Here is a 23,806-nt window from a genome sequence, read left to right as displayed (position 1 = left end):
GCCCCCGGCGGCACCCAGTCGCTGCCTCTCACCCCCCTCGCCCGCGACCGCGCCCCCGGCGCCGCCGCACAGGGCCTGCCCCGCCGGGACGTACGGCACTTCTCGCTCGTCGGCGTCGTCTGGGACAACCCGGGCACCGAACTGCACGGCCGCGTCGAGGTCCGTACGCGGGCGACCGCCACCGGCGCCTGGTCCGACTGGCAGGAGTTGGAGACCCACAACGCCGACCACGCCGCCGATCCCGGCACCACGGAGGGCACCTCCGACCGGGTCCGCGGCGCCACCGCGCCCCTGTGGGTGGGCGAGTCCGACGGGGTGGAGGTGCGGGTACGGGCGGACACCGCGCCCGAGGCCGCCGCCCGAGCCGTCCCGGCGGCCACCGCGTCGGCGCTCCCCGCCGGCATGCGCCTCGAACTCGTCGACCCCGGCAAGGGTGCCCCGCCCCCGGCGGCACCCGGACCGGAGGACGGACCGGAGGACGGGCCCCGCACCACGGCGGCGTCCGACGCGTCCGCCGAAGCGCTCGCCGCCTCCGCCGTCAACGCCGGCCTCGCCCCGCTCGGCGCCACCGAGATCCCGGCCCTCAGCCAGGCCCGGACCGAGGCCGAACTCGGCACCGGGCAGGAGGCCAAGCCGTACGTCGGCGCCCGCCCGAGCATCACCACGCGCCACGGCTGGGGAGCGGACGAGGGGCTGCGGGAGAAGGGGTTCGAGTACACGAAAAAGGTCAAGGCCGCCTTCGTGCACCACTCGGCCACCGGCAACAACTACCGCTGCGCACAGGCGCCGTCAGTCATTCGCAGTATCTACCGCTACCACGTCCACAGCACGGGCTGGCGTGACCTCGGCTACAACTTCCTCGTCGACAAGTGCGGAAACATCTACGAGGGCCTCGCCGGGGGAGTGTCCAAGGCGGTGCTCGGCGCCCACACCCTGGGGTTCAACTCCAACAGCATGGGCATCGCCGTTCTCGGCACGTACAGCGACAGGAAGCCGTCCTCGGCCGCCGTGAAGGCGATCGCGCGGCTCACCGCGTGGAAGCTCGGCATCTACGGCATGAATCCGGACGGGAAGACATACCTGAAGTCCGGCGGTGGCAATCTCTACCGAAAAGGCAGGAACGTACGACTGAACGTCATCTCAGGTCACCGCGACGGCTTCGCGACGAACTGCCCCGGCAGGCTGCTCTACGGCAAGCTCGACACGAGCCGCTCGAAGGCGGCTCAGTACCAGGGACGCTGAGGGCGGAACACCGCACGGCCGTCGAGGGCGCCGAGGAACGGTCTGCATACACTGGCCGGCCGAAACACAGTTCGGCCGGTCCCGGCAGGAAGCAGAGACGACGGTGACAGAAGCGATCCTCCTGGTCGGCGGCAAGGGCACGCGGCTGCGTCCGCTCACGGTGAACACCCCGAAGCCCATGGTCCGGGCCGCCGGGGTGCCGTTCCTCACGCACCAGCTGGCGCGGGCGAAGGCGGCGGGCGTCGACCACATCGTGCTCGCGACGAGCTACCTGGCCGAGGTCTTCGAACCGTACTTCGGCGACGGCTCGGCGCTGGGGCTGCACCTGGAGTACGTCACCGAGGAGGAGCCGCTCGGCACCGGCGGCGCGATCCGCAACGTGGCGTCCCGGCTGCACTCGGGGCCGGACGAGCCGGTCCTGATCTTCAACGGCGACATCCTGACGGGCCTGGACATCGGCGCGCTGGTCCGCACCCACGAGACGACGGGCGCGGACGTCTCCCTGCACCTGACGAAGGTCACCGACCCGAGGGCGTACGGGCTGGTCCCCACCGACGACACGGGCCGGGTGCTCGCCTTCCTGGAGAAGCCCCAGACCCCGGAGGAGATCGTCACCGACCAGATCAACGCGGGGGCGTACGTCTTCCGCCGCTCGGTCATCGACACGATCCCGGCGGGGCGGCCCGTCTCGGTCGAACGCGAGACCTTCCCGGAACTCCTGGCCACCGGCGCGCACCTCCAGGGCATGGTCGACTCCACGTACTGGCTGGACCTCGGCACCCCGGCGGCCTTCGTGCGCGGCTCGGCCGACCTGGTCCTCGGCCGCGCCCCGTCCCCGGCGATACCGGGGCGCTGCGGCGATCGCCTGGTCCTGCCCACGGCCCAGGTCGCGCCCGACGCGAAGCTGGCCGGCGGCACGGTGATCGGCGAGGGCGCCTTCGTGGCGGAGGGCGCGCGCGTCTTCGGCAGCACGATCCTGCCCGGCGCCGTCATCGAGCCCGGCGCCGTCATCACGGACTCCCTCATCGGCACGCGCGCCCGCGTCGGCACCCGCTCGGTCCTCAGCGACACGGTCATCGGCGACGGCGCGATCATCGGCGCCGACAACGAACTCCGCTCCGGCGCCCGCATCTGGTGCGACGCCCACATCCCCGCGGCGTCCTTGCGCTTCTCCTCGGACGCGTAACGCTGCGTGGCTGAGCGGGGGTGGCTGCCCCCCCCCGTACCGCGGGCACATGGGCCCCGTAAGCCGCGGGCACATGTGCCGCCTGGGGCGGCACGGGTGGGCGCGGGCGGCACCCGGCAAGCGCCGGGCAGCGTCACCCACCCCCGGCCCGTGCCCACGCCGGGTGCGACGTGAACGCCGGCCCGCGTCACCCACCCCACGCCGGCCGCAGCGTCACCCCGCCCGGTCAGATCCGCTCGATACCGCGCGGAGCCATCCGCGGCGCCCGCCGCCCCGGCACCCGCCCACTCAGCAGCACCAGCCGAGCCGCCCGATGCCGCTGCCCGGCATACGGCTCCAGCAGCCGCAGCATCTCCGCGTCGTCCGCGTACCGGTCCCCGCCCAGCGCGAACCCCACGATCCCCGGCAGATGCAGATCGCCCACCGTCACCGCGTCCGGTGCCCCATGACTGCGCTGCACGGTCTCCGCCGACGTCCACGGCCCGATCCCCGGTACGACCTCCAGCCGCGCCTGCGCCGCCGCCGGCTCCATCCCGGCCGCTTCCTCCAGCCGCGCGGCGACCCGTACGGCCCGCAGGATCGTCGAGGCCCGCTTGTCGTCCACCCCGGCCAGGTGCCACTCCCAGGACGGGATCAGCGCCCACGTCCGCGCCGACGGCATGACACACATCCGCCCGGGCGCGGGCCCCGGCGCCGGCTCCCCGAACTTCCGCACCAGCAGCCGCCACGCCTGGTACGCCTCCAGCGTCGTGACCTTCTGCTCCAGGACCGAGGGGATCAACGACTCCAGCACCAGCCCGGTCCGCGTCAGCCGCAGCCCCGGCCGCCGATGCCGCGTCAGCGCCAGCAGCCGGTGCCTCGGCACGAACGCGGACGGGTCGTCCTCGGCGCCCAGCATCCGCGGCAGCTGATCCAGCAGCCATTCGGCCCCGGGCCCCCAGCTCTCGCCCCGGACCTCGTCACCGCGCGCGGTGACCCGCAGCGTGCCCGGTCCGGCGGGTGTGCGGCTGGTCCGCCACACGGCCCCGTCCGGTGTCGTCCGGAACGTCGGATCGCCCGGCCCGCGCCGCAGCGGCCCGAGCACCAGCCCCAGCTCCAGCGGCCCGTCCGGCACCCACACCCGTACCCGGCCCGGCGCGACCCCCTGCCGGGGTATCCCGCCGCGCACAGCGGCACGCGGGGGCCGGGGAGCGAAACGTCCTGCCACGAGTGAGGTCCTTGAGCGAAACGAGGGAGAAGCGGAAGAGGAGTAGGAAGGGAAGCGGAAGAAGAAAGGGAGAGAGCTGCCTCTACGAGAGTAGAGGCCTCACCGCACCTCGATGAACGATCCCGCGTCCCGCTCCGGCCGCGCGCGCGGTTCCTCGGCCGGATGACCGACCGCCACCGCACCCATCGGGTCCCAGTCGCCCGGCAGCTCCAGCACCTCCCGCACCACGTCCCGGCAGAACATCGTCGAGGACACCCACGCCGACCCCAGCCGCTCCCCGGCGAGCGCGACGAGCAGGTTCTGCACGCCCGCGCCGGTGGCGACGACGAACATCTCCCGCTCGGCCCCGTCCCGCCGCGCGTCCCCGTACGTGTGGGAGCCGTCCATGACCAGGCAGGGGACGACGAGGCAGGGCGCGTTGCGCAGGACGTCCCCGCGCCGGACCCGCTTGGCGATGGACTCCTCGCTCTTGCCGTCCCGCCGCAGGTCCGCGATCCAGGCGTCCCGCATCGCGTCCAGCAGCCGGGTGCGGGATTCCGCGGACTCCAGGAGCACGAACCGCCACGGCGTCGTGTGGTGCGGCGCCGGTGCCGTGACCGCGGCCGCGACCGCCCGGCGCACCGCCCCGGGATCGACCGGCTCGTCGGTGAAGGCCCGTACGGTACGGCGCTGGGTGACCGCCTGCCGTACCGCCTCCGAGGTGCCCAGCCGGAACATGTCGTCGCGCGCGCCGCGCACCATCGCCCGCGCGCCCTCCGCGTCGTCGTCGGCCACCAGGAGCGGCAGTCCGCGCAGGACGGCGACCGGCAGACCCGCGGCCTTGCCCTTGACCAGGTCGCCCGCCGCGGCCAGCTCGTCGGCGGTGGCGACGACGGTGGAGGCGAGCGGGTTGCCGTGGGAGTCCGTGCCGCCGCGCAGGTCGTCGAGGACCCGCACCCCGGCGGCGCCGATCGCCACGTCCGTGAGCCCGGCCCGCCAGGGGCGGCCGAAGGTGTCGGTGACGACGACGCCCACGTCGACGCCCAGCGTGTCGCGCAGTCCCCGGCGGATGCCGCGCGCGGAGGCGTCCGGGTCCTCGGGGAGCAGCAGGACGGTGCCGGACGGGGTGTTGGAGGCGTCGACGCCGGCCGCCGCCATGACCAGCCCCTGCCGGTTCTCGACGATGCGCAGCGGCCCGCGCCGGGCCACCACCCGCACGGTCTCCGCGTCGATCGCGGCCTCCCGGTCGGCGGCCCGTACGACGCGGCCCTCGGCCTTGGACACGATCTTGGAGGTGACGAGCAGCACGTCCCCGTCGGCCAGCCCGGGCTCGGCCGCGGCGATCAGCTTGGCGAGGTCGTCGCCGGGCTGCACCTCGGGCAGGCCGGGCAGGGCCCACACCCGGTAGCCCTCCGGACGGCCGGGGGCGTCCTCGCGCGTGCCGTCGCTCATGCCTCCCGCACCTCCTCGGCGAGCGTCAGCGCCTCCCGGGCCATCTGCGTCGTGGTGTCGAGGTCGGTCATCATCAGCGGTACGGCGCGGCAGAGGATGCCGGCCGCCCTCACGCGGGTGACGGCCTCGGCGTCGACCGTGTCGACCAGCCAGCCGTCGAGCAGCCCCGAGCCGTAGTGCTCGGCGACCGCGGCCGCCGTGGACTCCACGCCGACCGCCGCGAGCACCTTGTCGGCCATCCCGCGCACGGGCGCGTCCCCCACGATCGGCGACAGGCCCACCACGGGCACCCCGGCGTCGGCGATCGCCTCCCGGATGCCGGGCACGGCGAGGATGGTGCCGACGGAGACGACCGGGTTGGACGGCGGGAAGAGGATCACGTCCGCCTCGGCGATGGCCTCCAGGACGCCCGGCGCCGGCTTGGCCTGCTCGGCGCCGACCGGCACGACCGCCTCGGCGGGGACGGAGGCGCGCAGCCGTACCCAGTACTCCTGGAAGTGGACCGCCTTGCGCTCCCCCTCCAGCTCGACCGCGACATGCGTCTCCACGCGGTCGTCGGTCATCGGGATGAGGCGCACCCCGGGCTTCCAGCGGTCGCAGAGGGCCTCGGTCACCGCGCTGAGCGGGAAGCCCGCGGTGATCATCTGCGTCCGCACGATGTGCGTGGCGAAGTCGCGGTCGCCTAGGCCGAACCACTCGGGCCCCACGCCGTACGCCGCCAGCTCCTCCTTGAGGTGGAAGGTCTCGTCGGCCCGTCCCCAGCCCTGCTCCTCGTTGATGCCGCCGCCGAGCGTGTACATCACCGTGTCGAGGTCCGGGCAGACCTTCAGACCGAAGAGGTGGATGTCGTCCCCGGTGTTGCCGATGACGGTGACGTCCGCGTCGGGCGCGGCCTGCTTCAGACCACGCAGGAACCGGGCACCGCCGATGCCGCCTGCCAGAACCACAATGCGCATGGCCCCAGTCTCGCAGGCGGGTACGACACCGCGTCAGGCAGTCGTCACGGCGCCGGTGTCCGCGGCCCCGACGCGGCGGCCGAGCACTGCGGAGCGTGCATGGGCATCTCGGTGAGGCCCGGGTAGTAGACGTGCAGGCTGACCGCGGGCTCCAGCGCGTCGTTGACGACCTCGTGCACGTGCCCGGGTGCGAACACGCGCTGGGTGCCGGCCCGCAACGCGCGCGTGCCGCGCTCCGTGTGCTCGGTGAGGGTCCCCTCCAGGACGGTCCACACGCCGGAGGAGGGGCCGTGGTCGTGGCGTCCGCTGCCCTGTCCCGGCACCCAGGACAGCAGCCACACCTCGTAGCCCGGGCCGGTGCGCAGCCGGTGGTACCAGCGTGTCGTCGCGTCGTACCGGACGAGGTGCTCCCACTCGGAGCGGTCGTCGGCGAGGGAGCGGGCCAGCCCGGCGAACTCGGCCACGGTGGCCGGGTGCTCACGGGGTGTCTGGAGGAGGTGGGGGACTTCGAGGATGTCGCCGGCGATCTGGAGGTCGCTGTCGCTGTTCATGGGTGCGGTGGTTCCTCGGCGGAAGTGTGCGGCGGGTGGAACGGATGACCAAGAACGCCCTGGTGGGGCGGGACATGGAGCGTCGAGTCGCATGGACTCTGGGGACAGCCGGAGCGCGGTTGGCTCAACAGCTGGAACAGCGGCAACAGCTACAGCGAGCGCGGGCAGCACCGTGGGACCCGGCGGTGCGGGTCGAGGTGAGCGCCAAGTTCGCGAGCATGCCCACAAGGACACCGGTTCACACCGGCACTGTCAACTCGATGCCCGGTATGTGGGACATGGTTCACCTCTTCCGGTTCATCTTGCAGGGGAAAGGTTTGCTCAAGGGGGTCCCGGGACACATGGCGCACAAGCCGGGCGCACAACCTCCGTAGTGATCCTGTGACCCGAATGTGATCAGGTTCGCTTCGGCGTGTGTATCGGAACGGGATCGAACGCCAGGGCGTCTTCCCCGGTACGAGCGGAGCGCGGGTCGAGTGCCCGGCCGGGCCTCTTTGGGATGTCAAGGTTTATGGCGATTTGAACACTTTCCGCTTTGCCTTGGTTCCGCAGAGTGAATAAGGGGCTCAATAGCAGATCTCGGCTTGACTCGCCCGGAGCAGCGCACTTGTAATTTCACTCGTGTCGTTTAGCCGGAATCGGTAACGGCCGGATCACGGGGACGCGAAGACAGACGAGGGGCGCACATGACCGAGCTGGTGCAGCAACTGCTGGTCGACGACGCGGACGAGGAGCTCGGCTGGCAGGAGCGCGCACTGTGCGCCCAGACCGACCCCGAGTCCTTCTTCCCCGAGAAGGGCGGCTCCACCCGCGAGGCCAAGAAGGTCTGCCTCGCCTGCGAGGTCCGCTCCGAATGCCTCGAGTACGCCCTCGCCAACGACGAGCGCTTCGGCATCTGGGGCGGCCTGTCCGAGAGGGAGCGCCGTCGGCTGAAGAAGGCCGCCGTCTGACGAGGCGCCAGAACCGGCGCGACGGCGGGACCAGCGGGAACGGCCCCTCGCAGGTGGGTTGTCCACAGGCGGCGGGCCCTCTTGCTGTCCAGCCGATAGTGTGGGCGCTCGTCCGAGACGCCCCGCCATTCCCCACAGGCACGGGCGTCCACCGCAGTCCACCGAACCGGGGCCCGTACCTCGATGTCCGTGCAGAGTCACACGGCAGCCCAGCAAGACCTCGCTGCCACACCTGAGTTCCCGCGCCACGTCGTGACCGCGGTCCTCGTCGCCCACGACGGAGCCCGCTGGCTGCCCGACGCGCTCGCCGGGCTGCTCGGCCAGGAGCGCCCCGTCCAGTACGCCGTGGCCGCCGACACCGGCAGCGCCGACGACTCGGCCCGGCTGGTCGGCGAAGCCCTCGGCCACGACCACGTGCTGCACCTCGCCCGGCGCACCGGCTTCGGCCAGGCCGTGGAGGAGGCGGCCCGCACCGTCCCCGTCCTCACCCCGGACGACCTGCCGTACCTGAAGCGGCCCAGCGGCTGGGACCCCGTCACGCGCACCTGGCGCGACGACGCCTACGACCTGCCCGAACTGCCCCACGGCGAGCCGGTCCAGTGGCTGTGGCTGCTGCACGACGACTGCGCCCCCGAACCCGACGCCCTGGCCCAGCTGCTGCGCGTCGTGGACACCGAGTACGAACTCGGCCGCGACGACGTCGCCGTCGTCGGCCCCAAGCTCCGTGGCTGGTACGACCGCCGGCAACTGCTGGAGGTCGGCGTCTCCATCGCCAACTCCGGCCGCCGCTGGACCGGCCTGGACCGCCGCGAACAGGACCAGGGACAGCACGACCACGTCCGGCCCGTCCTGTCGGTGTCCACCGCCGGCATGCTGATCCGGCGTGATGTCTTCGAGCGGCTCGGCGGGTTCGACCGCCGGCTGCCCCTGATGCGCGACGACGTCGACCTGTGCTGGCGTGCGCACGCCGCCGGACTGCGCGTCCTCATCGCCCCCGAGGCGGTCGTCCGCCACGCCGAGGCGGCCTCCCGCGAGCGCCGCGCCGTCGACTGCGCGGGCCGCACCACAGCCTCCCCGCACAAGGTGGACAAGGCCGGCGCCGTCCACACCCTCCTCGTCAACGTCCGTACGGCCGCCCTGCCCTGGGTGCTGCTGCGCATCGTCCTCGGCACGCTGCTGCGCACCCTCGCCTATCTGGTCGGCAAGGTGCCCGGGCAGGCACTCGACGAGATCCGGGGCCTGCTGGGCGTGCTGCTGCGCCCCGAGCGCATCATCGCCGCCCGGCGTGAACGCGGCAGCCCGCAGGTCGAGAAGGACGAACTGCGCCCCCTGTTCCCGCCCCCCGGCGCGACCATCCGCGTCACCGTCGAACAGGTCGCGGGCAACCTCGTCGGCAGCTCCGAGGCCGAGACCGCCGCGGGCGCCGGACGGCACGGCGGCGGCATCGAGTCCGGACCGGGCGGCGACGACGCCGACTTCCTGGAGATCGAGCAGTTCGCCCGCCTCAAGCGCATCGCCCGCAAGCCCGGCCCGGTGCTCTTCCTGATCCTGCTGCTCGCCTCCCTGGCCGCCTGCCGCGCCCTCCTCGGCGGCGGCGCCCTCGCGGGCGGCGCGCTGCTGCCCGCCCCGGCCGACGCCGGTGAGCTGTGGTCCCGCTACGCGGACGCCTGGCACACGGTCGGCACCGGCGGCACCGCCTCCGCCCCGCCCTACCTCGCGATCCTGGCGGCACTGGCCTCCGTGCTGCTCGGCTCGACCGGCACCGCCGTCACCCTGCTGCTGGTCGGCTCGGTGCCGCTGGCCGGCGCGACCGCGTACTTCGCGTCCCGACCGCTGGTCATGTCCCGGCTGCTGCGCGCGTGGGCGGCCGTCGCCTACGCCTTCCTGCCCGCCGCCACCGGCGCCCTCGCCGGCGGCCGCGTCGGCACCGCCGTCCTCGCCGTGCTGCTGCCGCTCATCGCCCGCGCGGGCGTCGCGGCGGCCGGCCTGACGAGCACGTCCGGCGCCCGCGGCAGCTGGCGCGCCACCTGGGCGTACGCGCTGCTGCTGACGGTCACCACCGCCTTCACACCCGTCGTGTGGCCGCTCGCGCTCGTCCTCGGCCTCGGGGTCCTGGCCCTGCGCCGCGGCGAGATCACCGCCTACGGACTGCGCTTCCTCGCCCAGCTCGGCACCCCCCTGCTGCTGCTCGCGCCCTGGTCGCTGTCGCTGCTGCCCTTCGGCTTCTTCGACGAGGCCGGACTGGACTACGGCTCGTCGGCCGCCTCCGCCCTCGACCTGCTCGGCGCGAGCCCCGGCGGCCCGGGGACGGTCGGCGGGCTGGTCCTCATCGGCATCGTGCTGGCCGCGCTGGCCGCCCTGCTGCGCTCCGAGCGGCAGTTGGGCATCCGGGCCGCGTGGGCGGTGGCCCTGGCCGGCCTCGTCTTCGCGGTCCTCTCCAACCGCTCCACCTGGGCCGGCCCCGCCACCCTCGTCTACGGCATCGCCCTGCTGGCCGCCGCGACCCTCGGCGCCGACGGAGCCCGCTCCCGCGTCGCCGAGCAGAGCTTCGGCTGGCGCCAGCCCGTCGCCGCGCTGATCGCCCTCGCCTCGGCCGTCGGCCCGCTGATCGCCGCCACCGGGTGGATGATCGGGGGCGCCGACGGCCCCGTCGAGCGACGCGACCCCGCACAGGTGCCCGCGTTCGTCGCCGAGGAGAGCCGCACCCGCGACCAGGCCCGCACCCTCGTCCTCGACAGCGACTCCACCGCCCACGTCGGATACATGCTGGTCCGTGGCTCCGGAGCCCGCCTCGGCGACGGCGAACTGGCCGCCGGTGACGGCGAGAACGGCACCCTCGACAAGATCGTCGCCAACCTGGTGGCCGGCTCCGGAGCGGACCAGGCGGACCAGCTCGGCGGCTTCGCCGTGCGCTACGTGCTCGTGCACAGGGGCGCGCCCCGCGAGGTCACCCGAGTCCTGGACGCCACCCCCGGCCTGAGCAGGCTCAGCCAGCAGGACGGCAGCGGACTGTGGCGGGTGGACCAGGAGGTCGCCCGCGCGACCATCGTCTCGGGCGGCGACTCCGCCACCGGTGAACCCCAGCCCGTGGCGGCCGGACCGGTCGACATCCACACCGACATCGAACCGGGTCCCGACGGCCGCGTGCTGCGCCTCGCCGACACCGCCGCCGAGGGCTGGACCGCGACCCTGGACGGCAAGCCGCTCAGTCGCACCACGGTCGACGGCTGGGCCCAGGGCTTCGAACTCCCCGCCTCCGGCGGCAGGCTGGACGTCACCTACGACGACCCGTTCACCCACACCGTCTGGCTGTGGGCCCAGGGCCTGCTCGCCGTGGTCCTGGTCGTCCTCGCGCTGCCCGGCAGGCGCCGCGACGTCGATGACGACCTGCCCGAGGAGCCGCTGATCCCCGCCGAGGCCCTGGAGGGCGAGGGACGCCGGGCCCGGCGACTGCGCGCCCAGGCGGAGGCCGAGGCCGGGACGGACGCGGAGCCGCCGGCCGCACCGGCGGACGGCGCCCCCGAGGTGCCCGAACCACCCGCGGCGCCTCCGGTGCCCCCGGCGCCGGTCCCGCAGCAGCCGGCGTACGGCGAGTGGGACTCGACGGGGTACCGGACCGAGTACGGCACCTACGACGCCTACGGCCAGGAGCAGTACCAGGGCGGCGCCCAGCAGCAGTACGACCAGGGCGCCTACGCGCAGCAGCCGTACCGGCAGGAGGAGCCGTACCAGCCGGAGGCCTACCCCGCGGACGCCTACCAGGACGGCCGCGGCGCCCCGTACGAGCCGGACCGGTACGCCCCGCACGCCTACGGCGAGCAGGCGCAGGCCCAGCTCCAGGAGGGCGGGTACGACCCCGCCTACGACCAGGCGTACGGCCAGGCCGGCTACGACGCGACGTACGACCCCTCCCAGCCCCACCACCCCCACGGCACGGGCAGTGAGCGTCCCGACGGGAGCCAGCAGTGAAGCGCACGACCCTGTCCCTGATCGCCTGCGCGGCCGCGCTCGCCGCCGTCACCGGATTCGCGGCGGTCGCCACCCCGGACGGCTCCGGTGCCGACACCGCCGCGCCGGCCGCCCGGCTGCCCGTGGAGCGCACCAGCCTGCTCTGCCCGGCGCCCAGCACCTCCGACCTCGCCGAGACCCAGTACACCTCGTTCACGCCCGTCACGAAGGGCGCCGACGAGAAGGGCGAGGCGGGCCTCACCACCGCGCCACGGGGCGACGAGTCCGGGGACGCCAAGGACGGGAAGAAGGAGAAGGCCGCGAAGCCGCCCGTCGAGCCCAAGGAGCCCGGCACCCCGGCCACCGGCACGACCTCCGGCTCCGGCACGCCCGCGCTGATCGGCACCGCCGAGGGCGCTCAGGCCCCCGGCTGGACGGTGCAGCAGACCACAGAGGTCGCCGCCGGGACGGGCCGCGGCCTCCAGGGGGTCAACTGCACGGCCCCGGACACGGAGTTCTGGTTCCCCGGCGCCAGCACGGCGGCCGGCCGCACCGACTACGTCCACCTGACGAACCCGGACGACTCGGCCGCCGTCGTCGACATCGAGCTCTACGGCAAGGACGGAGCCCTCGAGTCCACGGTGGGGGAGGGCGTCACGGTGCCGCCGCACGGCACCGAGTCCCTGCTGCTGTCCACGCTCGCCGACGTGGAGGAGACCGACGTGACCGTCCACGTCGGCGTGCGCAGCGGGCGGGTCGGGGCCGCGGTCCAGGCCCTGGACGACAAGACCGGCGGCGACTGGCTGACCGCGGCCGCGGACCCGGCGGGAGACCTGGTCCTGCCGGGCATCCCGAAGGACGCGACCGCCGTCCGCCTGGTGCTGTTCACCCCCGGTGGCACCGACGCCGACCTGAAGGTGCGGCTCGCCTCGCCGTCGGGGCTGATCACCCCCGCCGGACACGAGACGGTGCACGTCAAGGCCGGCATGACGACGGGCGTGGACCTCGGCGAGGTCACGCGCGGCGAGGCGGGTTCGCTGGTGCTGACGCCGACGGACGGGGCCGTGCCGGTGGTGGCCGCGGTCCGGGTCGTACGGGGCAAGGGCGGCGAGCAGGAGTCGGCGTTCATCCCGGCCACCGAGCCGGTCGGAGCGCGCGCGACGGCCGCGGACAACCGCGCCAAGGGCACGACCCTGGCCCTGACCGCCCCCGGCGAGGGCGCCGAGGTGAAGGTGACGGCGTCGGCGGGCACGCAGGGCGGCACGACGGCGACCAAGACGTACACGGTCAAGGCGGGCACCACCCAGAACGTCGAGGCGCCTGTCCCCGCGGGCCTCAAGGGCGGCTACGCACTCACCGTCGAGACCGTCTCCGGGGGCCCGGTCCACGCGTCCCGCACCCTGACCGTCTCGGACGACGACGTGGCGTCCTTCACCGTCCAGACCCTCCCCGACGACCGGGGGACGGTCTCGGTGCCGAACGCTGAGGAAGACCTCTCGGTGCTGCAGAGGTAGAGCGCGCGACGGGGGAGGGGGGAAGGCGTCCCGCGCCCTCAGTCCTCCCCGTACCGCGGATCCACCGTCTCCGGCGTCAGCCCCAGCAGTTCGGCGACCTGTTCCACGACGACCTCGTGCACCAGTGCCGCCCGTTCGTCCCGGCCCTTGGTCCGGATCTCCACCGGCCGCCGGTACACGACCACCCGCCCCCGCCTGCCCTCACGCGAGGGCACCGTGCCGCCGAGCGGGACCGCCTCGTCGTTCCACCTCTCCCCGGGCCCGTCCAGGCGGGGCACGTCGAGGACGAGGAAATCGATGTCGGCGAGTTGCGGCCACCGCCGCTCCAGGCGCTCCACGGAGTCCTGCACCAGGTCCGCGAACACCTCGCCGCGGCTCGCGGCGAGCGGCACCTGCGGGGGCGCCACCGGACCGCGCATGCCCCGGCCGTGGCGATCACGACGGCGGGGCCCTGGGCGACCGGCATCACGGGGCGTCACGGGGTTGTCCATCACTGGTGAAGGGTAGTCCCCGCCGAGGTCGCGCGCCCGGCCGCACACGCGGACCGGACAGCGCCGAGGCCCAAGACGCGGCTTGTCGCCGAATGAGCATTCCAGCCAAGGTTGGGATCGATTCCGCATCTCTCCGCGACCGTGGAACTCAAGGCAAATGTTGCTGTTTGTATCAGGTCGTGACCGCTTCCCAGGCGGTCCCGCCGCCCGGAAACCGGCGTCCGCGCAGGTCACCGGGGTGTGTTCCGAGCCTCTCGTAGGGCGTTTCACGCCACGACACGGAGGTGTGACCTGGTGGAGAGTCGTCGCGGCCCGCTCAAGAGTGCGGTACCGTCCAACATCGTGAGCCCTGTACGTCGCTGTTCGCGCACCGCCTGCGGCCGTCCCGCCGTCGCGACGCTGACGTACGTCTACGCCGACTCGACCGCGGTCCTCGGCCCGCTCGCCACCTACGCCGAACCCCACTGCTACGACCTGTGCGCCGAGCACTCCGAGCGCCTCACCGCCCCCCGCGGCTGGGAGGTCGTCCGTCTGCTCGACGGGTCGGCCCCGGCCCGCCCCAGCGGCGACGACCTGGAAGCGCTTGCCAACGCGGTGCGCGAGGCGGCCCGCCCCCAGGAGCGGGCGGCCGAGGCCGGCGGCGGGCGCACGGCCGACCCGATGGAGGTAGCGCGCCGCGGCCATCTCCGCGTGCTGCGCTCGCCGGACAACTGAGCAGGGGCGTTCGCCCCTCTCGGCGTCTCCCGTCACATCCGTTGCTGCACACCCATTGACGTCACCTTGTCGCGGACACGACCATTCCGGAAGCCGCGAGAAAACGCTTTCGCAATGCGGAATCCGGGGAGGCGCCCGTGTACGTGCAGGAACTGGAACCCGTCGCCGGTTCGCTCGGCCTGTCCGCCCTGGTGGCGGCCCTGCCCCTGGTGATCGTCCTCGTCCTGCTGGGCGTCGTCCGCATGAAGGCGCACCTGGCGGGCCTCACCGGTCTCCTGGCGGCCGTCCTCGTGGCGTGGCTGGCGTACGGCATGCCGCTGGACCAGACGGCCTCCAGCGCCGCCCAGGGGGCCGTTTTCGGCCTCTTCCCCATCCTGTGGATCGTCGTGAACGCCCTGTGGGTCTACCGGATGACCGTCCGCACCCGGCACTTCGACATCCTGCGCCGCTCCTTCGGGCGGCTGTCCGACGACCCCCGCATCCAGGCCCTCGTCGTCGCCTTCTGCTTCGGCGCCCTGCTGGAAGCCCTGGCCGGCTTCGGGGCGCCCGTCGCGATCTGCTCGGTCATGCTCGTCGCGCTCGGCTTCGACCCGGTCCGCGCGGCCGTCGTGGCGCTGGTCGCCAACACCGCGCCGGTCGCCTTCGGCGCGATGGGCACCCCCGTGGTGACGCTGGCCCAGGTCACCGGGCTGCCCCTGGACGACGTCGCCTCCGTCGTCGGCCGCCAGACCCCGCTGCTCGCCCTGATCGTCCCGCTGCTGCTGGTCACCCTGGTGGACGGGCGGCGCGGACTGCGCGAGACCTGGATCCCCGCGACGGCCTGCGGAGTCGCCTTCGCCGTCGCCCAGTTCGTCGCCTCCAACTACATCTCCGTCCAGCTCGCCGACATCGTCGCCGCCCTGGTCGGGGCCGGCGCCCTGGTCGCCGTACCGCATTCCCGCAGGCCCGCCGCCGAACCCGTCCGGGCGGCCGTCCTGACCGGCGCCCGCAGCGAGGAACTGGACGAGGTCGACTCCCGCCGGGAGGTGCTGCGCGCCTACGCCCCCTACGCCCTGATCGTCGCCGTCTTCTCCGTCGCGCAGATCCCGGCGGTCAAGGACTGGCTGGCCCGGGCGACCCAGACCTACGACTGGCCGTTCCTGGACGTGGCCGACCCCGAGGGCAATCCGGTGGGCGGCAACGTCTTCTCCTGGCCGATCGTCTCCACCGGCGGCACGCTCGTCCTGTTCGCCGGGCTGGTCACGGCCGTCGTCCTCGGTGTGCACGCGCGCGTGGCGGTCAAGGAGTGGCTCGCGACCGTCCACGAACTGCGGTTCGCGATCCTCACCGTCACCTCGGTGCTGGCCCTCGCCTACGTCATGAACCTCTCCGGGCAGGCCGCCACCATCGGCCACTTCGTCGCCGCGGCGGGCGCCGGGCTCGCCTTCCTCTCCCCGGTCCTGGGCTGGTTCGGCGTGGCCGTCTCCGGCTCCGACACCTCGGCCAACGCGCTCTTCGGTGCCCTCCAGGTGACCGCCGCGCGGGAGTCCGGTCTCTCTCCCGAACTGCTCGCCGCCGCCAACAGCTCCGGCGGTGTCCTCGGCAAGATGATCTCCCCGCAGAACCTCACCATCGCCTGCGCGGCCGTCGGACTCGCGGGCCGCGAGGGCGACCTGCTGCGCAAGGTACTGCCCTGGAGCCTCGGTCTGCTGCTGGTGATGTGCCTGATCGTGGTCGGCCAGTCCACCGTCGTCCTGGGCTGGATGCTGCCCTGACCTTCGGCGACCGCGCGACGGCCGGTCGGTGGGTGCGGGTAGTTTGTGCACACCGACGGGACTTTCAGGAAGGTTGGCCGTGGCTGCTGATCTGTCGCAGATCGTGAAGGCGTACGACGTGCGCGGTGTCGTACCCGACCAGTGGGACGAGCCGCTGGCCGAGCTGTTCGGCGCGGCCTTCGTCGAGCTGACCGGAGCGAGCGCCGTCGTCGTCGGGCACGACATGCGGCCCTCGTCGCCCGGCCTGTCCGGCGCCTTCGCGCGCGGGGCCGCGGCCCGGGGCGCCGACGTGACCGAGATCGGCCTGTGCTCCACCGACCAGCTGTACTACGCCTCCGGCGCGCTGGACCTGCCGGGCGCCATGTTCACCGCCTCGCACAACCCGGCCCAGTACAACGGCATCAAGCTCTGCCGCGCGGGTGCCGCACCCGTCGGCCAGGACACCGGCCTCGCCGAGATCCGCGCCCTCGTCGAGCGCTGGAGCGACACCGGCGCCCCGGAACCGGCCTCCCGGCCGGGCACCGTCACCCGGCGCGACACCCTCGCCGACTACGCCGCCCACCTGCGCTCCCTGGTCGACCTCACCGCCATCCGCCCCCTGAAGGTCGTCGTCGACGCGGGCAACGGCATGGGCGGCCACACCGTCCCCTCGGTCTTCGCCGGACTGCCCCTCGACCTGGTGCCGATGTACTTCGAGCTGGACGGCACCTTCCCCAACCACGAGGCCAACCCGCTCGACCCGGCCAACCTCGTCGACCTCCAGAAGCGCGTCCGCGAGGAGGGCGCCGACCTCGGCCTCGCCTTCGACGGCGACGCCGACCGCTGCTTCGTCGTCGACCAGGACGGCAACCCGGTCTCCCCGTCCGCGGTCACCGCCCTGGTGGCCGCCCGCGAACTCGCCCGCAACGGCGGCCGGGGCATGGTCATCCACAACCTGATCACCTCCTGGTCCGTCCCGGAGGTCGTCGAGGAGAACGGCGGCACGCCGGTACGCACGCGCGTGGGCCACTCCTTCATCAAGGCCGAGATGGCCCGCACCGGCGCCATCTTCGGCGGCGAGCACTCCGCGCACTACTACTTCCGCGACTTCTGGAACGCCGACACGGGCATGCTGGCCGCCCTCCACGTCCTGGCCGCCCTCGGCTCCCAGCAGGGCCCGCTGGCCGCCCTCGTCGCCGAGTACGACCGCTACGCCGGCTCCGGCGAGATCAACTCCACCGTCGCCGACCAGGCGGACCGCCTCGCCGCGATCAGGGCCGCGTACGACGGCCGCGACGACATCACCCTGGACGACCTCGACGGCCTCACCGTCACGTCGGCCGACTGGTGGTTCAACGTCCGCCCCTCCAACACCGAGCCCCTGCTCCGCCTGAACGCGGAGGCCCGCGACGAGGCGACGATGACGAAGGTGCGGGACGCGGCGCTGGCGATCATCAGGGGGTGAGGGGGCCCAGGGGGCGGAGGCTCCCGGCGGGGCCGCAAGAGAGGCGGCGCCCCTCCACCACGTCCCCACCGGCGGTACCCTGACCAGCACATCCGCACCATACGAAGCGCCCCCGAAGGGAACCCCCATGCCGCTCGAAGCCGGCCTCCTGGAGATCCTCGCCTGCCCCGCCTGCCACGCCCCCCTCAAGGAGCAGGACGCGGAACTGCTCTGCACCGGCCAGGACTGCGGCCTGGCCTACCCGGTGCGCGACGGCATCCCCGTCCTCCTCGTCGACGAGGCCCGCCGCCCCGCCTGACCGACGGCGAAGCGACCCGGCACCCCGGCCACTCGGCGACCCCGCGCAAACGAACGAACGCCCCGGCGATCGGAGACCTGCCGCCATGCTCGACGAATCGCTCCTCGACACCCCGGAGCGCCTCACCGAGGCCGACCACCGCGGCCTGCTGCGCGGCGCCGCCGAGGCCGGTGCCCGCGTACGCACCGCCGCCCGGCACGCCACCGAGGCCGGAGTCGGCAACCTCAAGCCCGACGGCCGCCCCCGCGCGGTCCTGATCGCCGGGCCCGGCGCCGCCGCCACCCACGCCGCCGACCTCCTCGGCACCCTCGCCGGCGCCGGCAGCCCCGTCACCCGCCTCGCCCCCACCGGCGTCGCCCCCGCCGCGGGCGCCCTGCGCTGGGAACTGCCCGGCTGGGCCGGCTCCGTGGACCTCCTGCTGATCGCCACCCCCGACGGCACCGAGCCGGGCCTCTCCCTGCTCGCCGAACAGGCCTACCGCCGGGGCTGCACGGTCGTCGCCGTCGCCCCCGCCGGCTGCCCGCTCAGCGAGTCGGTGAACGCCGCGCACGGCCTGTTCATCCCGATGGCGACGGCCCCCTACGACCAGGACGAACCCCTGGCCGGTGCCGCCCCCGGAGTCCTGTGGGCGCTGCTCACGCCGCTGCTCGTACTCCTCGACCGCACCGCCCTGCTCGACGCACCGCCCGAGGCCGTCGAGAAGATCGCCGACCGCCTCGACCGCATCGCCGAACGCTGCGGGCCCGCCATCGTGACGTACAGCAACCCCGCCAAGACCCTGGCGGCCGAACTGGCCGACTCCCTCCCGGTGATCTGGACCGAGGGCACCTCGGCCGGTCCCGCCGGACGCCGTTTCGCCGCCGCGCTCGCCGAACTGTCCGGCACCCCTGCCGTCGTCGCCGACCTGCCCGAGGCGCTCGGCGCGCACACCGCCCTGCTCGCCGGACGCCTCGCGGCCGGCGCCGACCCCGACGACTTCTTCCGCGACCGCGTCGAGGAGGCACCCGCCCTGCACGCGCGCGTGGTGCTCCTGCGCGACCGCCCCGGCGGGGGTCTCACCGCCGCCCCCAACGCCCGTGAACTGGCCCTCAGCCACGACACGCCGATGAGCGAACTGGAGCCGGAAGCGGGCGGCGAACTGGAGACCCTCGCCGAACTGATCGCCATCACGGATTTCGCGGCCGTTTACCTGGCGCTCGCCTCGGGCGCCTGATCCCGTACGCACCATCGGGAACGCACCGCACGCACAGGACACGCACCGGCAGAGAGAGCCCATGGACCGCCTCGACAACACCGTCCGCCCCTACGCCTGGGGTTCCACCACCGCGATCCCGACCCTGCTCGGGACCGAGCCGACCGGCGAACCGCAGGCGGAGATGTGGATGGGCGCCCATCCCGGCGCCCCCTCCCGCACCGGCCGGGGCACCCTCGCCGAGGTCGTCGACGCCGCCCCCGAGAAGGAACTGGGCGCCGCCTCGGTCGCGAAGTTCGGCCCCCGGCTGCCCTTCCTCCTCAAGCTCCTCGCCGCCGGCGCCCCGCTCTCCCTCCAGGTCCACCCCGACCTCGCCCAGGCCAGGGCCGGTTACGAGGACGAGGAGCGGCGGGGCATCCCCCTGGACGCCCCGCACCGCAACTACAAGGACGCCAACCACAAGCCCGAACTGATCTGCGCCCTCACCGAGTTCGACGGCCTGTGCGGCTTCCGCCCGCCGACCGAGACGGCCGACCTGCTCGACGGCCTCGGCGTCGCCTCCCTCAAGCCGTACGTCGACCTGCTGCGCGCACACCCCGAGGACGCCGCCCTGCGCGAGGTCCTCACCGCCGTCCTCACGGCCGACCCCGCGGAGATGTCCCGCACGGTCACGGAGGTCGCGGCCGCCTGCGACCGACTCGGCGGCGCCTACGCCCCCTACGCCGACATCGCCCACCACTACCCGGGCGACCCCGGCGTCCTCGCCGCGATGCTCCTCAACCACGTCAGGCTCCAGCCCGGCGAGGCCCTGTACCTCGGCGCCGGAATCCCGCACGCCTACCTGAACGGCCTCGGCGTCGAGATCATGGCCAACTCCGACAACGTCCTGCGCTGCGGCCTCACGCCCAAGCACGTCGACGTCCCGGAACTGCTGCGCATCGTCCGCTTCGAGGCCGGCGACCCCGGCGTGCTGCGCCCGGAGGCCTCCCCGGACGGCGAAGAGGTCTACGAGACCCCGATCGAGGAGTTCCGCCTGTCCCGCCACGTCCTGCCCGAGGGCACCGGCGCCCACGACCTCACCCTGCCCACCCCGCAGATCCTGCTCTGCACAGCGGGTACCGTGCGAGCCGGCGAACACGAACTCACCCCGGGACAGTCGGTGTTCGTCGCCGCGGGCGAAAAGGCCGAAGTGTCCGGAACCGGCACGCTCTTCCGCGCCACCGTGCTCGTCTGACACACGTCTGAGGGGCGGACGAAGGGGCATCCGGCACGTCGGGGCCCGCGCGGGCTGCAACAATGGCGCACCGCAAAGGAGGGGCAAAGCCGTTCACCGGCCGCGCCCCCACCGGCGTACGGACGCAGACGAAGGCGAAGGGACAACGCGACACATGAGCGCGTCAGGCGGAACCAAGGCGATCGTGGCGGCACTGCTCGCCAACCTCTCGATCGCGGTAGCGAAATTCGTGGCGTTCCTCTTCAGTGGATCGTCGTCGATGCTCGCCGAGTCCGTGCACTCCCTCGCCGACTCCGGCAACCAGGGACTCCTGCTCCTCGGCGGCAAGCGCGCCCAGCGCGAGGCCACCCCCCAACACCCCTTCGGCTACGGCCGCGAGCGCTACATCTACGCCTTCCTCGTCTCCATCGTGCTCTTCTCGCTCGGTGGCATGTTCGCCCTGTACGAGGGCTACGAGAAGATCAAGCACCCGCACGAGATCGAGCACTGGTACTGGCCGGTCGGCGTGCTGGTCTTCGCGATCATCGCCGAGGCCTTCTCCTTCCGGACCGCCATCAAGGAGTCCAACACCCTGCGCGGGAAGAAGTCCTGGAAGGAGTTCGTCCGCCACGCCAAGGCCCCCGAGCTGCCGGTCGTCCTCCTGGAGGACCTCGGCGCCCTCGTCGGCCTGGTCCTCGCCCTCGGCGGCGTCGGCCTCGCCCTCCTCACCGGCGACGGCGTCTGGGACGGCATCGGCACCCTCTGCATCGGCGTGCTGCTCGTCCTGATCGCGCTGGTCCTGGCCGTCGAGACCAAGTCCCTGCTGCTCGGTGAGGCGGCCGGCACCGAGGCGGTCCAGCAGATCGAGACCGCGATCGTCGCGGGCGACACGGTCACCGGTGTCATCCACATGCGCACCCTCCACCTCGGCCCCGAGGAACTGCTCGTCGCCGCCAAGATCGCCGTCCGCCACGACGGCACGGCCACCGAGATCGCCTCCGCCATCGACGCCGCCGAGTCCCGTATCCGCGACGCCGTCCCGATCGCCCGCGTCATCTACCTGGAGCCCGACATCTACAGCGAGTCCGAGGCCGCCAAGGGCCCGGACCCCGAGGCCACCCCCGGCGGCCCGGCCACACCGCCCGAAGCCCACTGACGCCCACGGGCCTCCGCGCCGTCATGAACGTCCGGAAGTGTTCGGAGGCGGACTGGGGACCGCGGGCGCCCGCGGTGTAGCTTGGGGTGGAGCCAGACGTCGCTGCTGATGGCGGTCGGGCGGTCCAGGACGGACCGGCCGAGGGAGAGAGGGCCTCCGACGGACTGCGCTGCGCGTACGCGGGCATGCCTGTGTCCTCTTCCGGGACACCCGTGTCCGCCGCCGCGCAGGTCAGCCGTACCCACCTCGACCCAACCCGAGGAGCAGCCCGTAATGACGACTGTCGACAACCGACAGGACTTCAAGGTCGCCGACCTCTCCCTGGCCGCGTTCGGCCGCAAGGAGATCACCCTCGCCGAGCACGAGATGCCGGGCCTGATGGCGATCCGCAAGGAGTACGCCGAGGCCCAGCCCCTCGCCGGCGCCCGCGTCACCGGCTCCCTGCACATGACCGTGCAGACCGCCGTGCTCATCGAGACCCTCGTCGCCCTCGGCGCCGAAGTCCGCTGGGCCTCCTGCAACATCTTCTCCACCCAGGACCACGCGGCCGCCGCCATCGCCGTCGGCCCGAACGGCACCCCGGACAACCCCCAGGGAATCCCGGTCTTCGCCTGGAAGGGCGAGACCCTGGAGGAGTACTGGTGGTGCACGGAGCAGGCGCTGACCTGGCCGAACACCCCCACCGGCGGCCCGAACATGATCCTGGACGACGGCGGTGACGCCACCCTCCTCGTCCACAAGGGCGTCGAGTACGAGAAGGACGGCAAGGTCCCCTCGGTCGACACCGCCGAGTCCGACGAGCACCGCGTCATCCTCGAACTGCTCACCCGCACGGTGAGCGAGAGCCCGCAGAAGTGGACCCAGCTGGCGTCCGAGATCCGCGGCGTGACCGAGGAGACCACGACCGGCGTCCACCGCCTGTACGAGATGCACCGCGACGGCACCCTGCTGTTCCCGGCCATCAACGTCAACGACGCCGTGACGAAGTCGAAGTTCGACAACAAGTACGGCTGCCGCCACTCCCTGATCGACGGCATCAACCGCGCCACCGACGTCCTGATCGGCGGCAAGACCGCCGTCGTCTGCGGCTACGGCGACGTGGGCAAGGGCTGCGCGGAGTCCCTGCGCGGCCAGGGCGCCCGCGTGATCATCACGGAGATCGACCCGATCTGCGCCCTGCAGGCGGCGATGGACGGCTACCAGGTCTCGACGCTGGAAGACGTGGTCGGCCAGGCCGACATCTTCGTCACGACGACCGGCAACAAGGACATCATCATGGCCGCGGACATGGCCAAGATGAAGCACCAGGCCATCGTCGGCAACATCGGCCACTTCGACAACGAGATCGACATGGCCGGCCTCGCCCAGATCCCGGGCATCGTCAAGGACGAGGTCAAGCCGCAGGTCCACACCTGGACCTTCCCCGACGGCAAGGTCCTCATCGTCCTCTCCGAGGGCCGCCTGCTGAACCTGGGCAACGCGACCGGCCACCCGTCGTTCGTCATGTCCAACTCGTTCGCGGACCAGACGCTGGCCCAGATCGAGCTGTTCACCAAGCCCGACGAGTACCCGACCGACGTGTACGTGCTGCCCAAGCACCTGGACGAGAAGGTCGCCCGCCTCCACCTCGACTCCCTCGGCGTCAAGCTGACCACGCTCCGCCCGGAGCAGGCCGAGTACATCGGCGTCAAGGTCGAGGGCCCCTACAAGGCGGACCACTACCGCTACTGAGCCCTGACGGCTCCTCCGAGACAGGCCCCCGCACCCCCGTGCCGGGGGCCTGCCCCGTTGGCGCCTCAGCGGCCGGAACAGCAGCCCGTCACCCTCCAGGACCACCATGCCCCGCGGCCGTTATTCGCTCCACGACCCGCATGACCACACCCCCCTCGCAGAAGAGCACTTCCAGTGCGCTCCCGGTCCATCCGGCTGGCGCTACGTCTCCCGGCTGACCACCCCCACCGCGGACCACCACGGCTCCGTCGACCTTGCCCTCGACGAACTCGGCCGCCCCATCCGCCTCGAACTCCACGCCGCCGACTGGCAGGTTCGCGGCGCGGCCATCGACGGCATCACCTGGGTCCGTACCGACCCCACCGGAGTCCACGCCACCGAAGGCAATGTGCGCGCCCACGCCTTCACCGGCAGCTCCCCCGCCTTCCTCGTCGCCGTCACCCGTCTCCTGCGCCTCACCCCCTCCGGATCAGCCACACGCCTGCGCCTCGTCGCCCTCACCGACCCGGTCCTCGCCCCCCGCACCGTGGACCAGTCCTGGGCCTTGCTGAAGAGAGAAGCACACGCCACTGACAACGGCCCCCTCACCGTGGACGAATACCAGGTCACAGCCCTGGACACCGGGGAGCAGCATGCCGTGCACATCGCCGGCGACGTGGTGCTCGCGGCCCCCGGCATCGAGCTGGAGGACCTGGAGTCACCGCCGTCCGCGTTCCCGTGACGCAACGCGGTGAAGCTACGCGGGCGGCACGAACCCGGTACCGGAACCGGGACGTTCGTCCGACGGTGCAGCCGGAGGCATGGCGGAGGGACTCGGCGGGGGAGGGA

19 protein-coding genes are annotated in these 23,806 nt (G+C 73.1%); 14 read left to right on the top strand and 5 right to left on the bottom strand.

Annotation, left to right across the window (positions count from 1 at the left end; all coding sequences use genetic code 11):
- On the top strand, nucleotides 1–1,242 hold a 1,242-nt coding region (locus tag DMH12_RS24090; RefSeq protein ID WP_185832497.1), incomplete at its 5' end, for a peptidoglycan recognition protein.
- 103 nt (nucleotides 1,243–1,345) lie between these two features.
- The gene (locus DMH12_RS24085) at nucleotides 1,346–2,428 is read left to right on the top strand and encodes an NDP-sugar synthase (RefSeq protein WP_125493555.1); all 1,083 of its coding nucleotides are present in this window, start codon (nucleotides 1,346–1,348) and stop codon (nucleotides 2,426–2,428) included.
- A 226-nt stretch (nucleotides 2,429–2,654) separates the two neighbouring features.
- Here DMH12_RS24085 and DMH12_RS24080 read toward each other — a convergent pair whose 3' ends face one another.
- The 4 genes from DMH12_RS24080 to DMH12_RS24065 form a co-directional block, all read right to left on the bottom strand.
- Nucleotides 2,655–3,635 carry a DNA-3-methyladenine glycosylase gene (locus DMH12_RS24080; protein WP_125493554.1) on the bottom strand — a complete coding sequence of 327 codons (981 nt, stop codon included), beginning with the start codon at nucleotides 3,633–3,635 and terminating at the stop codon, nucleotides 2,655–2,657.
- Between the two features lie 99 nt (nucleotides 3,636–3,734).
- Nucleotides 3,735–5,066 (bottom strand): coenzyme F420-0:L-glutamate ligase, encoded by a 1,332-nt coding sequence (locus tag DMH12_RS24075; protein WP_125493553.1) that lies wholly within the window; start codon nucleotides 5,064–5,066, stop codon nucleotides 3,735–3,737.
- A complete protein-coding gene (gene cofD / locus DMH12_RS24070) occupies nucleotides 5,063–6,022 on the bottom strand; it encodes a 2-phospho-L-lactate transferase (protein ID WP_125493552.1) in 960 nt (319 codons plus the stop codon). Before cofD ends, DMH12_RS24075 begins: the two co-directional genes overlap by 4 nt.
- Before the next feature lie 44 nt (nucleotides 6,023–6,066).
- On the bottom strand, nucleotides 6,067–6,573 hold the full coding sequence (locus DMH12_RS24065; protein WP_125493551.1) for a cysteine dioxygenase family protein: 507 nt from the start codon (nucleotides 6,571–6,573) through the stop codon (nucleotides 6,067–6,069).
- 686 nt (nucleotides 6,574–7,259) lie between these two features.
- On the opposite strand from DMH12_RS24065, the gene DMH12_RS24055 reads away from it, so the two are divergent.
- The 3 genes from DMH12_RS24055 (at nucleotide 7,260) to DMH12_RS24045 (ending at nucleotide 12,985) form a co-directional block, all read left to right on the top strand.
- Entirely contained in the window at nucleotides 7,260–7,523 is a 264-nt protein-coding gene (locus DMH12_RS24055) for a WhiB family transcriptional regulator (RefSeq protein ID WP_003975777.1), read from the top strand.
- Between the two features lie 183 nt (nucleotides 7,524–7,706).
- On the top strand, nucleotides 7,707–11,492 hold the full coding sequence (locus DMH12_RS24050) for a glycosyltransferase (RefSeq protein ID WP_125493550.1): 3,786 nt from the start codon (nucleotides 7,707–7,709) through the stop codon (nucleotides 11,490–11,492).
- Nucleotides 11,489–12,985, top strand: coding sequence for a DUF5719 family protein (locus tag DMH12_RS24045; RefSeq protein WP_125493549.1), 1,497 nt, complete (start codon nucleotides 11,489–11,491; stop codon nucleotides 12,983–12,985). Before DMH12_RS24050 ends, DMH12_RS24045 begins: the two co-directional genes overlap by 4 nt.
- Before the next feature lie 38 nt (nucleotides 12,986–13,023).
- On the opposite strand, the gene DMH12_RS24040 is transcribed toward DMH12_RS24045, so the two are convergent.
- Nucleotides 13,024–13,476, bottom strand: coding sequence for a metallopeptidase family protein (locus DMH12_RS24040; protein ID WP_185832498.1), 453 nt, complete (start codon nucleotides 13,474–13,476; stop codon nucleotides 13,024–13,026).
- A gap of 294 nt (nucleotides 13,477–13,770) precedes the next feature.
- Here DMH12_RS24040 and DMH12_RS24035 point away from each other — a divergent pair, with 294 nt between their 5' ends.
- The 9 genes from DMH12_RS24035 to DMH12_RS23990 all read left to right on the top strand — a co-directional run bounded on the left by DMH12_RS24035 (nucleotide 13,771) and on the right by DMH12_RS23990 (nucleotide 23,699).
- A complete protein-coding gene (locus DMH12_RS24035; protein ID WP_030404308.1) occupies nucleotides 13,771–14,190 on the top strand; it encodes a DUF3499 domain-containing protein in 420 nt (139 codons plus the stop codon).
- 137 nt (nucleotides 14,191–14,327) lie between these two features.
- The gene (locus DMH12_RS24030) at nucleotides 14,328–15,944 is read left to right on the top strand and encodes an L-lactate permease (RefSeq protein ID WP_125493548.1); all 1,617 of its coding nucleotides are present in this window, start codon (nucleotides 14,328–14,330) and stop codon (nucleotides 15,942–15,944) included.
- 79 nt (nucleotides 15,945–16,023) lie between these two features.
- A complete protein-coding gene (locus DMH12_RS24025) occupies nucleotides 16,024–17,388 on the top strand; it encodes a phosphomannomutase/phosphoglucomutase (RefSeq protein ID WP_125493547.1) in 1,365 nt (454 codons plus the stop codon).
- A 127-nt stretch (nucleotides 17,389–17,515) separates the two neighbouring features.
- Nucleotides 17,516–17,686, top strand: coding sequence for a Trm112 family protein (locus DMH12_RS24020; RefSeq protein ID WP_125493546.1), 171 nt, complete (start codon nucleotides 17,516–17,518; stop codon nucleotides 17,684–17,686).
- 85 nt (nucleotides 17,687–17,771) lie between these two features.
- Complete coding sequence (locus DMH12_RS24015; RefSeq protein ID WP_125493545.1) at nucleotides 17,772–18,899, top strand: SIS domain-containing protein; 1,128 nt, start codon at nucleotides 17,772–17,774, stop codon at nucleotides 18,897–18,899.
- Between the two features lie 61 nt (nucleotides 18,900–18,960).
- Nucleotides 18,961–20,112: a mannose-6-phosphate isomerase, class I gene (gene manA / locus DMH12_RS24010; protein WP_125493544.1), complete on the top strand. Its 1,152-nt coding sequence runs from the start codon at nucleotides 18,961–18,963 to the stop codon at nucleotides 20,110–20,112.
- A 154-nt stretch (nucleotides 20,113–20,266) separates the two neighbouring features.
- On the top strand, nucleotides 20,267–21,247 hold the full coding sequence (locus DMH12_RS24005; RefSeq protein ID WP_125493543.1) for a cation diffusion facilitator family transporter: 981 nt from the start codon (nucleotides 20,267–20,269) through the stop codon (nucleotides 21,245–21,247).
- Between the two features lie 273 nt (nucleotides 21,248–21,520).
- Nucleotides 21,521–22,978 carry an adenosylhomocysteinase gene (gene ahcY, locus DMH12_RS23995; protein ID WP_125493541.1) on the top strand — a complete coding sequence of 486 codons (1,458 nt, stop codon included), beginning with the start codon at nucleotides 21,521–21,523 and terminating at the stop codon, nucleotides 22,976–22,978.
- A gap of 106 nt (nucleotides 22,979–23,084) precedes the next feature.
- Entirely contained in the window at nucleotides 23,085–23,699 is a 615-nt protein-coding gene (locus DMH12_RS23990; RefSeq protein ID WP_125493540.1) for a hypothetical protein, read from the top strand.
- Nucleotides 23,700–23,806 lie beyond the last annotated feature (107 nt).

The sequence above is a fragment of the Streptomyces sp. WAC 04229 genome, from assembly GCF_003947455.1.
Lineage (GTDB): Bacteria > Actinomycetota > Actinomycetes > Streptomycetales > Streptomycetaceae > Streptomyces.
This window is presented reverse-complemented; position numbering and strand designations above follow the sequence as displayed.

Excerpts from the sequence above, each read along its gene's own strand:
- DMH12_RS24075 (WP_125493553.1), bottom strand. The coding sequence starts at position 5,066 with ATGAGCGACGGCACGCGCGAGGACGCCCCCGGCCGTCCGGAGGGCTAC.
- cofD (WP_125493552.1), bottom strand. The coding sequence starts at position 6,022 with ATGCGCATTGTGGTTCTGGCAGGCGGCATCGGCGGTGCCCGGTTCCTG.
- DMH12_RS24065 (WP_125493551.1), bottom strand. The coding sequence starts at position 6,573 with ATGAACAGCGACAGCGACCTCCAGATCGCCGGCGACATCCTCGAAGTC.
- DMH12_RS24055 (WP_003975777.1), top strand. The coding sequence starts at position 7,260 with ATGACCGAGCTGGTGCAGCAACTGCTGGTCGACGACGCGGACGAGGAG.
- DMH12_RS24050 (WP_125493550.1), top strand. The coding sequence starts at position 7,707 with ATGTCCGTGCAGAGTCACACGGCAGCCCAGCAAGACCTCGCTGCCACA.
- DMH12_RS24040 (WP_185832498.1), bottom strand. The coding sequence starts at position 13,476 with ATGGACAACCCCGTGACGCCCCGTGATGCCGGTCGCCCAGGGCCCCGC.
- DMH12_RS24020 (WP_125493546.1), top strand. The coding sequence starts at position 17,516 with ATGCCGCTCGAAGCCGGCCTCCTGGAGATCCTCGCCTGCCCCGCCTGC.
- DMH12_RS24015 (WP_125493545.1), top strand. The coding sequence starts at position 17,772 with ATGCTCGACGAATCGCTCCTCGACACCCCGGAGCGCCTCACCGAGGCC.
- manA (WP_125493544.1), top strand. The coding sequence starts at position 18,961 with ATGGACCGCCTCGACAACACCGTCCGCCCCTACGCCTGGGGTTCCACC.
- DMH12_RS24005 (WP_125493543.1), top strand. The coding sequence starts at position 20,267 with ATGAGCGCGTCAGGCGGAACCAAGGCGATCGTGGCGGCACTGCTCGCC.
- ahcY (WP_125493541.1), top strand. The coding sequence starts at position 21,521 with ATGACGACTGTCGACAACCGACAGGACTTCAAGGTCGCCGACCTCTCC.
- DMH12_RS23990 (WP_125493540.1), top strand. The coding sequence starts at position 23,085 with ATGCCCCGCGGCCGTTATTCGCTCCACGACCCGCATGACCACACCCCC.